The 12,415-nt window shown below is 50.3% G+C and carries 11 protein-coding genes and 2 pseudogenes; 6 read left to right on the top strand and 7 right to left on the bottom strand.

Annotation, left to right across the window (positions count from 1 at the left end; translation table 11 throughout):
• Positions 1–69: 69 nt before the first annotated feature.
• Positions 70–891, top strand: a complete 822-nt coding sequence (locus LGH82_RS02005; protein ID WP_227343936.1) for an IS5 family transposase — start codon at positions 70–72, stop codon at positions 889–891.
• Positions 892–2,569: 1,678 nt separating this feature from the next.
• Here the strand turns inward: LGH82_RS02005 and LGH82_RS02010 are convergent.
• The 3 genes from LGH82_RS02010 to LGH82_RS02020 form a co-directional block, all read right to left on the bottom strand.
• Positions 2,570–2,749: a hypothetical protein gene (locus LGH82_RS02010; RefSeq protein WP_227347078.1), complete on the bottom strand. Its 180-nt coding sequence runs from the start codon at positions 2,747–2,749 to the stop codon at positions 2,570–2,572.
• A 207-nt stretch (positions 2,750–2,956) separates the two neighbouring features.
• Positions 2,957–3,511, bottom strand: coding sequence for a recombinase family protein (locus tag LGH82_RS02015; RefSeq protein ID WP_227347079.1), 555 nt, complete (start codon positions 3,509–3,511; stop codon positions 2,957–2,959).
• Between the two features lie 130 nt (positions 3,512–3,641).
• Positions 3,642–4,792, bottom strand: a protein-coding gene (locus tag LGH82_RS02020; RefSeq protein ID WP_413771365.1) for an IS3 family transposase whose coding sequence is annotated in 2 segments (ribosomal slippage) — positions 3,642–4,528 and positions 4,528–4,792 — 1,152 coding nt in all. Because the reading frame shifts where the segments join, the coding sequence is not laid out codon by codon here.
• Positions 4,793–4,888: 96 nt separating this feature from the next.
• On the opposite strand from LGH82_RS02020, the gene LGH82_RS02025 reads away from it, so the two are divergent.
• The 3 genes from LGH82_RS02025 to drt5 all read left to right on the top strand — a co-directional run bounded on the left by LGH82_RS02025 (position 4,889) and on the right by drt5 (position 8,518).
• Entirely contained in the window at positions 4,889–5,881 is a 993-nt protein-coding gene (locus tag LGH82_RS02025; RefSeq protein ID WP_227347080.1) for a DUF2971 domain-containing protein, read from the top strand.
• A gap of 129 nt (positions 5,882–6,010) precedes the next feature.
• Positions 6,011–6,769, top strand: a complete 759-nt coding sequence (locus tag LGH82_RS02030) for a hypothetical protein (RefSeq protein WP_227347081.1) — start codon at positions 6,011–6,013, stop codon at positions 6,767–6,769.
• Between the two features lie 210 nt (positions 6,770–6,979).
• Positions 6,980–8,518 (top strand): antiviral reverse transcriptase Drt5, encoded by a 1,539-nt coding sequence (gene drt5, locus LGH82_RS02035; protein WP_227347082.1) that lies wholly within the window; start codon positions 6,980–6,982, stop codon positions 8,516–8,518.
• 837 nt (positions 8,519–9,355) lie between these two features.
• Here the strand turns inward: drt5 and LGH82_RS33220 are convergent.
• Entirely contained in the window at positions 9,356–9,487 is a 132-nt protein-coding gene (locus tag LGH82_RS33220; protein WP_264484354.1) for a hypothetical protein, read from the bottom strand.
• Between the two features lie 30 nt (positions 9,488–9,517).
• A pseudogene (locus LGH82_RS33540) lies at positions 9,518–9,718 on the bottom strand (helix-turn-helix domain-containing protein); the annotation flags it as partial.
• 135 nt (positions 9,719–9,853) lie between these two features.
• On the opposite strand from LGH82_RS33540, the gene LGH82_RS02045 reads away from it, so the two are divergent.
• Complete coding sequence (locus LGH82_RS02045; RefSeq protein WP_227347083.1) at positions 9,854–10,351, top strand: hypothetical protein; 498 nt, start codon at positions 9,854–9,856, stop codon at positions 10,349–10,351.
• A gap of 144 nt (positions 10,352–10,495) precedes the next feature.
• Here LGH82_RS02045 and LGH82_RS02050 read toward each other — a convergent pair whose 3' ends face one another.
• Both LGH82_RS02050 and LGH82_RS02055 read right to left on the bottom strand, forming a co-directional pair.
• On the bottom strand, positions 10,496–11,338 hold the full coding sequence (locus LGH82_RS02050; protein WP_227347084.1) for a hypothetical protein: 843 nt from the start codon (positions 11,336–11,338) through the stop codon (positions 10,496–10,498).
• A gap of 199 nt (positions 11,339–11,537) precedes the next feature.
• Positions 11,538–11,732, bottom strand: coding sequence for a hypothetical protein (locus tag LGH82_RS02055; protein ID WP_227347085.1), 195 nt, complete (start codon positions 11,730–11,732; stop codon positions 11,538–11,540).
• A gap of 69 nt (positions 11,733–11,801) precedes the next feature.
• On the opposite strand from LGH82_RS02055, the pseudogene LGH82_RS02060 reads away from it, so the two are divergent.
• Positions 11,802–12,344: pseudogene (locus tag LGH82_RS02060) on the top strand (DNA-3-methyladenine glycosylase I); the annotation flags it as partial.
• Positions 12,345–12,415 lie beyond the last annotated feature (71 nt).

The raw sequence follows: 12,415 nt of genomic DNA on the forward strand, positions 1-12,415 counted from the left end.
AAAAAGAAGTTGGGTGATATCAATGACTTGTGATTCAATCGGAGTTGCGAAGCCTCGACGGAGCATCACATGTGGACTGATATCACCCGCGCCAAGCATGCCCGAAAGGGACTACGTTATTCAAGCGATTTGACGGACGCGGAATGGATGGTTCTGGAACCGCTGCTTCCGCCTCGCTCGGCGCTTGGCCGCCCGCCGAAATGGTCGCAGCGGTCTATCATGGAGGGCGTGTTTTATGTGCTGCGTAGCGGTCTGCCTTGGCGAATGCTGCCCAGGGACTTGCCGCCGGTATCGACGGTGCAGCGCTATTTCTACGCTTGGCGCGACAGCGGCCTTTGGAACACGATCAACCACCTGCTGCTGATGGCCGTGCGTGTCGCCGCAGGTCGGGAGGCGTCGCCCAGCGCCGGCGTAATCGACAGCCAAAGCGTGAAAACCACTGAAAGCGGCGGGCTTTGTGGCTACGATGCGGGCAAGAAGATCAAAGGCCGAAAGCGCCATATCCTGACCGACACCTTGGGCCTGCTGGTCGGCGCGATCGTCCATACCGCTGACATCCAGGACCGAGACGGCGCCCCCGAGGTTCTGGCTTCTATTCGGGAAAGCTTTCCCTGGCTGCGCCACGTCTTCGCCGATGGCGGCTACGCCGGTGAAAAACTCCAGACCGCGCTCAGGGGAAAAGGTGGCTGGACCCTCGAAATCATCAAGCGATCCGACGCCGCAAAAGGCTTCGTCCTGCTCCCGCGCCGGTGGGTGGTGGAACGAACCTTCGCCTGGTTCGGCCGCAACCGACGCCTGTCCAAGGACTTCGAGCAGACCATCGAAAGCTCCACGGCTTGGCTGCTCCTCGCATCCGTTCAACTCATGACACGGCGCATCGCAAATCCATGATATCCATCAGAAATATTATGAGTCAGACTCTCAGGAATTCGGGCCGAAGGCACGAACCGCTAATTTAATTGGTCACAACGTCTGCCATTTATGGCCTCGATATTAAACCGCCGCCCTTTATCCCCACTTTGCACAAGTAATCCTGCAACGTTTTCGCTGCACTCTCTATATTGAACGTATTTCCTTCTTGGGACTCGTTCGTCCAATGGGTAAAAATGTTTTGGATAGGGCATTATTCGATTCAGATATCTTTCTAAAAGTATGCGAAGCAATGAGCCTTTGAAAAAGGCGAAATCGGTTGTTGCACATTCAATTGGTTGCCTTCGGCAATTTCGCTTCGCTCAATATTCCAATTGATTTCATTATAACCTATCAACACAAGAATCTAATGATGCACTGGTTGAAGGATACACTTTTCCCTGCCATTAGAATCGGTTTTCCAAAAAAGTGCTGGAAAGACCAATCCCAAAGTGGAAGGGGAAAAGTGTAATCCTGATACCTATGCACTATGGCCATCAGATACGTTCTATAAGGCGAACCCCGTTTTATGGGTAAGGAAAGGTCGTCCGTTTTTTCCTTGTGCCCGACTTTCGGCGGAACTTCATGAAATCGATAGAACCCGGATCATGAAGTTTGTAGGCGACGAATTTTCACGCTCCTACTCTTGCGAATTTTCTTATAGACAGCTTTTTCCGCTTGGCTGTTCCAAAGCATTGCGGATGCTCTGGTTTCCGTATTACCCATTTTTAAAAGTTCGATCTCAGCGGCATATTCGCAACGTGGTCACTACTCGATTGCACGTGTCCGGAACCAACCGGGATGGCGATGGGGCTTTAATCGTCAAACTCGCAAATTCATAATCTCTGTTCTAATATGTATCCGTCGAGCTCAATCCAAATTTCAAAACATCGATCACGAATTGTTACATTCGTAAAAAGGCGTGATCTGGTGTAATTACGGGTGGTTTAGGCTAAAGCGTTGAAAAATGCATTGGCGCTCTGGCTTATTAAGTCAGCTTTCTCAACTCTGTGTATCGAGATATTTTCGAATTGCTTGTCGAGCAATACATGAAACGGAAACGCCAGACGTTTCGGAAAGCCGGATCAATCGGAGATGGTCACCCGGAAGCAGTGTTGCTGAAAGCCTTTTGTTTGAGTTAGCCAACATCATCGTCTTCCAATTCGATTTGTTCGGAATCGTGAGCCTGCTCTAATAGCATACATATCAGAGGATGCTCGCTTTGTTCGCCGTAAATTTCTAATGTTGAAGTCATGTGGTCGAAAATGTTGGATTTGACGAGGCGATATGATCCGAGGCTGGACTTTATTTTTGGAGTCTTCAATATTGATAGTCCCGTTAATTAGATGCTGTACCGAATGTGATACAGAGGTATTTATAATTTTGAGCATTTTGCCTCATATTGAGGCGCTGTCGGATCGTGGAACTCCTATTACAGCCTATTAAATGCATCCATGGCAGACTCATGATGCTGACAAACAAACAGTCTCGACGGCGGGACGGGCAGGTTTAGCGCTCTCCTAGCAGGATCATATTCACTCGGAACAACGGGATGCCCACGATCTTCTGGATGTGAGCAGCGAGTTCCCAATTCCATCGCCAGCAACTGAGCCAAATGCCGGAAATCGCCGCAATCCAGCTTCATTGACGTGCTCGGCGTTCATTGCGATTTCGCTGTCGAGTCGAGCTTTGCTGCCGCCTTGCGTTCCTCGCTGGCGAGATATTTGTGGAACGAGTCCTCCAGATGGTCAAATCGCTCGACCCCATCCCTTTGGTCGAGTTCAGCCAGTGTGAATCCGGGGATTGCCTTTCTTTTCGCCTTGGTCGATTTGCTGTTCAATTGGCCTTCGATCCAGATTGCTGATTGTCCATTATGTCCGATATGACCCTGCGTACCGTGGATCGGCTTAACCCGGCTGCGGCTGCAATTTGGTACGGGCTTTTTGCCGCCAAATGCATTTCGATTATGCGAAATGTCTTTGTCTGGGTCTTTGGACGACGATACATCAGTCGATTTTGGGGCATTAGGTACCTCTCCCGGTGATTGTTAGGCGGCTTCTGCCAAAATTCGATAGACCGATGATCGACCAATGCCCAGCTCGTTGGCGATGTCGACTGGCTTCTTGCCTGCCTGATGCATAGACACTACGACAGATGACTTGCGCCGAGCGGTTGGGGCTCTCCCTTTGAACTTGTGCTCCGCTTTGGCCTTGGCGATGCCTTCCCGCTGACGAGCAAGCATAATTTCACGCTCGAACTGCGCTATCGATCCGACGAGGTTCATAAGAAGTCTGCCCGTGGGCGATGTCGTATCAATCGACATGTCGAGGATTTTCAATCCAACCTGCTTGGCTTCGAGCCGGGCAACAATCTGGCCCAGGTCCGCAACCGAGCGGGCGAGACGATCCAATCGGGTGACAACGAGAACATCGTTCTCTCGCACAAAATCAATTGCCCGATCCAGCTCCGGGCGGTTGGAATTAACGGAAGAAACCTGTTCGCTGAAAACCTTTTCGCATCCCTGCGATTTCAAATCCCGAAGTTGCGCTTCGTAACCGGCCTTTTGCTCGATGGTGCTTGTCCTGCAGTAGCCCACGAACATGCCATATCCTTTCCCAATAGCCTCTTAGAGATTGTGGGACAGAATTCCTAAAATGTCAATGGAACTCTTGTGGGACAGAAACGAACGGATATGGTCTGGACTTGCTTCGGTAAAGTGGAGAGCGGGTTGCTCATTCGGCGGCGTTTCGCTCGAACTGCATCGGGCTGATGTAGTCGAGCGCGGAATGCCGCCGGATGGGATTGTAGAAGCCGTCGATATATCGGGCAATGGCGGCTTGGGCATCGGCGCGGGTAAGGAAAGAGGTGCGCCAGATCAGTTCAGTTTTCAGCGTCTTGAAGAATGTTTCGACCATGGCGTTATCAAAGCAATTGCCCTTGCCTGACATTGAGATGATGACGCCGGCGGCACGCAATTCGGCTTGGTAGTCGATAGAACAATATTGGCTGCCGCGGTCGGAGTGGTGAATGAGGCCGGGTTCCGGCTGCCGCATGACGAACGCCTTGTTGAGCGCTGCCAGAGCCAGGCTGCGGTGTAGCCGGTTGCCAGCAGCCCAGCCAACGACCTTGCGGGCAAACAGATCGATGACGACAGCAAGGTACAACCAGCCCTCCCGCGTCCAGATGTAGGAGATGTCGGCACCCCATTTCTGGTTGGGACCAGTGGCGGCAAAATCCTGGTCGATGACATTGGGGGCAACCGGAAAGGCGTGTTCGCTGTCCGTCGTGCGCTTGAACCGCCGCTTCTGTCTTGCCTGGAGGCCATTCTCCCGCATCAGACGCGCCGTTCGTCGCCGGCCAATGGCAAAGCCATTGTCTTGCAGTTCCCGCGTCATGCGCGGGCTACCATAGGTTCCGTTCGACAGCGCGAACGACGATCGCACATGCGCCAGCATTATCATGTCGTCGCGCTGCCGGCGGCACGCCGGCCGGCGCCCCCAGGCAAAGTAGCCGCTCGGGCTGACACCCAGCGTCGCGCACAAACGGTCCACAGGGAAATCCTTCTTCGCCTGGTCGATGAGCGCGAACCTCACCGACTTCCCTCCTTGACGAAAAAAGCCGTCGCCCGTTTCAAGATATCCCGCTCCTGCCGAAGGATTTCATTCTCCCGCCGCAGCCGTTTCAATTCAGCGGCGACATCAGCATCAGGCGGACGCCCAGGATCGCCCATCTCACGATCCAGCTGCCGACCCATCCATCGCGTCAGCGTCGAGAAACCAACACCAAGATCCTCCGCGATCTGCCGCTTCGTCCGACCGCTCGTTCGCACAAGGCCAACCGCCTCCGCCTTGAACGCATCCGTAAACTGTCTCTGTTTCGTCATCGAGGTCGCCTTTCATCAGAAGGAAACTCTCCACTTTTTCGGGGCAAGTCCAGTCTTTCCCACAAGAGCAGGGGCTATTGGTTCATGGGGGCGGATTTGGACAGCGCAAAATCGCAAAGCGATGAAGGTGCCCTCCGGAAGCTCTTTCTGGGTCCCTTGCTGGAACGCTACAGCCTTCTAAAGAATAATGACCTCATTACACTCGCTCACTATACGTCTGCAAAAGTTCTCCTTGATATGCTGGAAAAGAAAGAAGTGTGGATGAGAAACGCCAGATGCATGAATGATTTTAGCGAAATCGACTATGCGAAGTGGTGTATTCAGGAGTATTTTAGAGACGAAAAGCGGCGAGACGCATTTCGATTAGCTTGCGAGAATTGTCATGAAGGTGCCTTTGATTTCGTCAGCAAGCTATTGGATGGACATTTACCGGCCATTTATAACAGAACTTACATTTCATGCCTTGCCCAACACGACATTGAAGACGATGCAAACGGACGCTTGTCTATGTGGAGAGGGTACGGCGGTGCAGACGTAGCCGTTTCGATTGTCCTTCGAAAAGCGGCGGTCATAAGGGATGGGTCTGGGCCCTATGGCATTCAAGGGTATCCGGTGCAGTATCCAAAAATGGATGGGCTTTTTGAGGATCTAAATAGAAGACGGGATATCATGGTTGAAAATAAGGAGGAGATATCCAGCGGAAGTTTCGAATATTTTAGAAATCATCTATTCGGAATGTTCCAAGTTTTATTGGCTACAATAAAGCATCCGGGGTTTTCGGAAGAGAACGAGTGGAGGCTAATTTACCTTCCTGATTTGAACCCGTCTAAAGATATGGAGAAGACCAAGGTGCAGATTGCTTTGAATGGAATGCCGCAATCTATATACAAGATTCCAGTCAATGGAGAGAAGTTCAATGATGACCGGGCGGTTACTGTCGATGAGCTTATCCAAGGCATTATTGTCGGCCCGTGCGCAGAAGCCGGCGTCGCAATTGCCGCTATTCAAGATGCATTGATGCGAGCAAATCATCGATCCGCTCAAAAGATCGTTCACTTTTGCGGAATCCCATATCGAGAACGCCTATAGCTGCGTCACCAGAATATGGCCCCAATGGCACCTGATGGCCTCCATTGAACTAACTGTTTGCGCCGGGAGATTGGATGATAATGAACCCGCAAAGCCAGTTCAATCCCGAGCTGATGGGAGGAATGCAGGTTGGTCTGGGATGTTCTAAACGCAAGAATACTGGAGATATGGCAAGAGCACATTCCGCCAAACGAGGAGGGGGCGCTCGCACCTCTTTTTTATCCGGATCGTGGCAAGTCAGATTTGCTGTTTGTGGGATTCAATCCATCATTCAGTGAGAAGGAAGCGGCAAAGCGAGCTTTGGGTATCGACGTATCGGAGTTTTACAAGTGGAAAGGTTTTCAAGGCGAACGTTTACCGCAAATGGCAGAGATTCAAGGTCGTTTTATGAAGGATCTTTATTACTTCAAGCCAATGCAACTCGTTGCTCAAGAGGTGAAAATGGCTTGGGCTCATCTTGATATTTATCCTGTTCGGAAAACTAATCAGAAGAAGACGCTAAGTTATCTAAAAGGGAAAACCCGATTGAAGGATAGCCTTGAAAGTCTGTTCGAGACGACAATCCGCAGGTTGCAACCCGAAATTATCATAGTTGCGAACGCCTATGCGTCCCAGTGCGTTAAGCGGCTTTTTGACGGCCATCTTCCCTTCGACGAAAAGGTTGGGTTTCATCGTCTGCAAATAGAAGGAACATGTGCAGCAGTCTTTTTCAGTAGCATGCTGTCGGGGCAACGTGCTCTTGATACCGGTTCGTTTGAGCGTCTTCGTTGGCACGTGCGAAAGGCCGCCGAAACTTTGAAGCCAACAAAGGAGGACCGGAGTAGGCACATGAGCTGGGAAGCGGGGAACGGTGGAATTTCACTAGGACGTTCAGGTCAAGGCTTATGACGCTTACAAGGGATAGAATTGGCGCTGTTCCCAGTTGAAAATTGGGGTGGTGTTCGACCACAAACCTGCAGTTGGCTAATCGAGTTAGTGCCGGGGTAGACGCAATGGGGTAGGGTGGGGAACCTCACGTTGGGAGGGACATCATTCATCGGCTTGAGCGATTTGGTTTTATGACCTACGTCTAGTGATGCGCTGGGGGGACGAAAAAAGATGGGCACCGGGAAGAGACCATCAACCCCGTGGCGTCGCAATATTGCCGATGCACGGGCTTTCTTTCTAAACGACTATGGGCAGACGCTCTTCCCGTTAAAAACCAATCGATTTCTGGCGGAATTTGGCTTCGACCAATTGCGGGACTTCGGGCTCTCTGCCGCAGAAGCCGTTGAAAAAGCGGCCTTTCTGCCGCAGCGAAACGTGTCAGCGCTAAAGGCAGGTTGGCACCAGAGAAGAACGGTGAAGTTGGACCCGGTCGCAGAGGCTTTTATCTACGATTTCATGTTCCGAAATCGAGGTTTGATAAGAGGTGCCATCTCAACTGAGCGAGAGTGCTACGGCTATACATTTAGAGAGGGCGCACCGCTGAGCCCCACTTTCTCCTACAGGGGCTTCAAAGGCGCAAAAAGCGAGTATTCAGCTAAGTTTGAGCATAGTCTATCGTTTGATATTTCCTCCTATTTCAACTCCATTTATCATCATGATTTGCCGGAATGGGCTGAAGATCGGGGGTTTTCTGGAGATGATGTTGTTCTCCTTGGACGATTTTTGCGAGAAATCAAGTCTGGCCGAAGCATTGATTGCCTTCCGCAAGGCCTGTATCCTACAAAAATGATCGGTAACGATTTTTTGAAATTCATTGATAATTCGGTTCGTCTAAAATCACCAAAGTTAATCAGGTTTATGGACGACATAGTCATTTTCTCTGATAATAAGTCTGACTTGCTCTCCGATTTCTACTTGATTCAGGACTTACTTGGACAACGGGGATTGTCTATTAATTCTGCAAAGACGAAAACTTCGGAGGAAGAGCAGGATGTCGCCGTTACCGTTGACGATGTTAAAAGAGGCCTGCTCAGGAAGAGGCGCTCGGTGATTTCAAAGGGCTATTCACAAGATGACGACGACGACGAAAAGGAAACGCTTGGAGTCGTTCGTAATCTGACGGGCAAAGAGGTTGCCCGTCTACAAGAAATGTTGAAGGAACCACATCTGGAGGAGGAAGATGCAGAGTTAATACTTACGCTTATGGGCGAGCATTCGTCTGACGTATTGGCGAGATTTGATGATCTTTTGGGGGATTTTCCGAATCTATCGAAAAGCCTTTATAGTTTCTGCAAACATATATCGGATCGGGAATATTTGGCTGAGGCTGTTTTAGGTTTTTTGAATAAAGCCGCATTTGTTCCAGAATTTCAATTGTTTTGGATCGCCATGATTTTAGACGATTATCTATTAAGAACAAAAAAGGCGGGCGCAATCATAGCCAAACTGATTGTGCACCCGCAGTCGACCCCCATTACTGTTGCGAAGTTACTGGAGATTCCAACTTCGAATTTTGGGCTGCCCGAGCTACGGACTGAACACCTGCGGGAAGGCAAGTCAGATTGGCTTGCATGGTCAGCGGCTGTGGGTTCCCGGGCTGCACCGAAAGGGGCCAGAAATCAGATGCTAAAATACTACAGACACGGATCGCCGATGAATTCGGTGATCGCCGATATCGTATCGTCTTATGATGCCAGCGTGTTTGATTAAGCTGAGCGAGGGAAGGGTACAGCAGTGAATGCCATTTCTGCACTGATCGGGATCCTGGCGCTCATTGCGGCGCTTGTTGCGTTCATACCACTTGTAGGATGGTTGAATTGGCTCGTGATACCCGTGGCGGTGATTGGTCTCGTATTGGGGCTGTTTTCTAAAAATACGACGGGCCGAAACATCAATATCGTTGTCCTTCTTGTCTCGATGTTTCGGCTTTTCGTCGGAGGCGGGCTTCTATAGCTGGATGCCTGAACAGGAGGTCGCTTGTGTTCCTAAGAATGCTAATGTCTGCATCAATAGCTGTTGCAAGTTTGCCTTCGCCGGTGGCTGCTGATGAGATGAGGGGTTTCGTAACGCTCAAGGGAAAATGCGAGAGGCTGATAGTTTCCGGGAGGAACTTTTCGGTAGATTGTAATGGTCTAATTATGCAATCAATATACCGGTCTGGACGGACTGGTTTTACCGTAACTGTCGGTGACAAGGGAGTTGCGGTGACGTTCAGCGGAATGGAAGGTGTGAAGCCGGATGAAAATTCCCAGCTGCAAACTGTCGACCATCTTATATTTAATCTAGGTATCAAAGGCGTTGAGCCGTCGACTGAGAAAATACAGGGAAGTTGTTCTTACAGTAATCCGAACTTAGGTCCCACGAATATAAACTGTCAGGCGATTGACAAAAAAAGGAATGGGTACCTTCTTGAGTTTAGAACAGATGGGTCAGCTCCTACCTACAATTAAATTTACGTGCCGGTAGAGGCCGAGAGCCGTGTCAAGGGCTATTCGCTGCTAGTCGGACTGGGGCCTAGGACGACCTGTCGTGGAGGGCCTCGCCCTATCATGCCGAACGGGTTCTTTTTGCCAAAGCCTTTAGCTGTTCAATAGCAACATTCAAATCCCGGTCACTGAGTCCCGAGAGTATCAAGCCGGCTTGAATTTCAAGCGTCGCCCGTTGCTCAGATTGCGCCATATCGCCCTCCTGAAAGAAAACCCTTACAGGGACATCAAGCGCTCTGCCAAGACGCACAAGTGTCTCGAAATTTGGCCAATTCAGTCCTCTTTCCCATTGGGAGACGGAGTCAACAGACCTATCCGTCCGGAGCGCCAAATCGTCCTGCGTGAGCTCTCGCAACTTGCGGAGTTCCCTTAGAATCGTACCGAAGTTTTTGGTCGCTAACATAGCGCAGCATTGCGCTGCCATCCTCTAGCCGTGAACCGAACAATGTCCGTCTAAAGCGTCATAAATCCGTAATAAATTACGGTTTCCTCATTGAGCAGCCGCCCCCACTCGGCTATGGAATTGGGCGTCAAGGCTGCACGAGAGACGGAGGCAAAAATGGCGTTGTTGAATTTCACGACCAAAATAGTGCTGGCGGTATCTTTGGTCAGCATCGGTACGTTGTCTTTTGCGGCCGATGGCGACCATACCTCTTGGCGGGGCACCTTCTTGGGGCAGAGCAGGGGGGATGTGGTAAAAGCTCTTGAGGGAAAACTTGTGACGACAGAAGATGATTTTGCAGGTGATCCGCAAATACAAGCTATCGGAAAATCACATGAACGGTGTGGAACATTTGATCTTAGGAATGATATTGTTGTTAGAATGAATTTGAATCCATGCTTCTTCGATATATATGATAATATATCTGACAGAGATTTTGCAAAAATACTTTTGAACCATTACGATATTTCCTCTTTTGAGCCTGAGCCGACGCAAATGAGTGGTGTATCTATAGTCTACAAAGGGAATACAACCCACGGGGAATCGCTGACAGTATTTGAGCAGATTGGGACAATTTCTGTTACCGTTGAGCCTGAACCGAAAGGTGAGTTTTGAAAGGGGGCAACACCAACGGCTTCTTATGTGTAATTGCAAAGTGGGGCGTCAAGATACACTAGGAAAATTAGGTGCGTAGCCAACCATCAAACTGGCGAATGATCGGAGTGCGCCTGCTTTGCGCTAACGCACTCCCAATGGTTTTCATAGGCCAAACAAAAATTGCTTGTTCAAGCCCTGAATCTCCGAATCAATCTTGGCCAAGTTATCTATATCTGGCCAGTCTTTCCCTGAATTGGAGTCGTTCCATGCCTTCATGAGATATTTGCAAAGTACGCCGTCATTGTATCGTCCCGGCGAAGATGCAAAATATTCATAAAGTCTGTTGAACGGGTTTCCTTCCGGCTCTTTCGAATTTCCAATCAGGGCCTGAAAAACTTTCTGGACGCCTTCCTCTGCATCGCTTTGCCCCTGTGACAGTTGTTGAAGGGCATAGCAAAATGCGACGGTAAATCGTGCGGGAAAATCCGTCTCTCTCCAGAAATCTCTAATGGCGGATTCGATATCTGGATGGGCATTCAGAATGTCTGAGATCTTTGAGCTTCCAAGCGTTACGCTTGAATGCTCGCCGCACAGGAAAGCTACGAGGCGTGCAACTTGCACGCACTTGTTGGGTTTGCTGAAGCCGGCGATAGTCGCCATATGCGCTGGAGTTCTTCGAACGCCCACATCCACGTGACTTGCTTTTGTATCGTCTTCGTCACGAACAATCCAGAAATACTGGGATCGTCCGGAACGTTCAATTGCTTTGAGTCTGTGCTGTCCGTCAATTACGCAACTCGTGGACGAGAGCAGACGTATCGTATTGTTTGATACGATGGAAGAATCCCACCTTCCCTCCTTCATATCGGCTGCATAGAGCCGAACGGCATTGCGATTTATCTGGCGCTTGTTGCCTGGAATTGAAAGAAGCTGTTTTGCTCGCTCCGGTGATATGAGTTCCTGTTCGAACTTTTCGATTTCAGGTTTGATCATTTCGTTTTGCATTTTACTGTGCCCTTGTTTGCATCGCTTGTTTGCGATGTTTGGGCATTTAGAGAAGCGGCTCGGGCGTTTCAACCCCATCAGAAATGTATAGTTCGTCTACATGATTCTATAATCAAAAAAAGATTGTTTGAATTTCTATTAATCGCTACGGGAATGTTTTTATGATGCGAGGTCAAAACAAGGGATTGTTCGTTTCTATTCAAGGATTGTTATTTTCTATATGTCGGAAGTCGGCATGTATAGGAATATATTCTTTCCTCAATCGTGGCCGCAGCTTGCGCTTCAAACCGAGAATGCGCCACCGGACGTTGCCCACAAGCAGGCGTTTCATGACAATCGGTTTAATCAAGAAGCCGGGCGACAGGTCGGAATCCGTTCGAATGATGACCGCCATGTTGGCCTTTCGGCGCTCGCTGGATTGCGTCGGAAACCAATGAATGCATGATGTTCAATTGACTGTTGTCGGGTTATTGAGCAGAAATGGCCTGGCTTCGAGGAAGCGTTTCTAGGCTTCGAGCCGAAGCGTTTGTTGTTCCAGCCCGATGATTTCTGGCACGATCTGACCGCCGACAAGCGCATCGTGCGCAATCCGCAGAAGATCAAATCCGTTCGTGATAACGCTGCCTTCGTCGAGCGTGTGTCGAAGGAGCATGGCGGATTTGGCAAGTTCCTTGCGCAATGGCCGGCTGATGATCAGGTCGGGCTGATGGCCTATCTGGGCAAGCATGGCAGCCGCCTCGGCGGCAATACCGGCCAGTATTTTCTGCGCTGGCTGAACTGGGACGCCTTTCTCATTTCAGGCGATATGTCGGCCGCGCTGCGCGACGCCGGTCTCGACATCGCCGAAAGCCCGACGTCGAAGAAGGACCTTGACAAGATCCAGGCCCAGGTCGACGTCTGGGCAGCGGAAACCGGCCTGTCGCGCCGGCATATTTCGCGGATCCTGGCGATGTCGATCGGCGAGAACCATTCGCCGGAATCGCTGCGCGAATATATGGGCGAGTAGGCCGCGATCGACATTCCTTCGATCTGTCCGGGTGGTCCAAACGAACGCCATTGCCCGGCGAATTCCGCCGC

The organism is Mesorhizobium sp. PAMC28654 (assembly GCF_020616515.1).
Taxonomy (GTDB): domain Bacteria; phylum Pseudomonadota; class Alphaproteobacteria; order Rhizobiales; family Rhizobiaceae; genus Mesorhizobium.

What these genes read in the sequence shown, in the direction of transcription:
- LGH82_RS33220 (WP_264484354.1), bottom strand. Translation starts at nt 9,487, where the DNA reads ATGGCGCAATCTGAGCAACGGGCGACGCTTGAAATTCAAGCCGGCTTG.
- LGH82_RS02015 (WP_227347079.1), bottom strand. Translation starts at nt 3,511, where the DNA reads ATGTTCGTGGGCTACTGCAGGACAAGCACCATCGAGCAAAAGGCCGGT.
- drt5 (WP_227347082.1), top strand. Translation starts at nt 6,980, where the DNA reads ATGGGCACCGGGAAGAGACCATCAACCCCGTGGCGTCGCAATATTGCC.
- LGH82_RS02050 (WP_227347084.1), bottom strand. Translation starts at nt 11,338, where the DNA reads ATGCAAAACGAAATGATCAAACCTGAAATCGAAAAGTTCGAACAGGAA.
- LGH82_RS02005 (WP_227343936.1), top strand. Translation starts at nt 70, where the DNA reads ATGTGGACTGATATCACCCGCGCCAAGCATGCCCGAAAGGGACTACGT.
- LGH82_RS02055 (WP_227347085.1), bottom strand. Translation starts at nt 11,732, where the DNA reads ATGGCGGTCATCATTCGAACGGATTCCGACCTGTCGCCCGGCTTCTTG.
- LGH82_RS02045 (WP_227347083.1), top strand. Translation starts at nt 9,854, where the DNA reads ATGGCGTTGTTGAATTTCACGACCAAAATAGTGCTGGCGGTATCTTTG.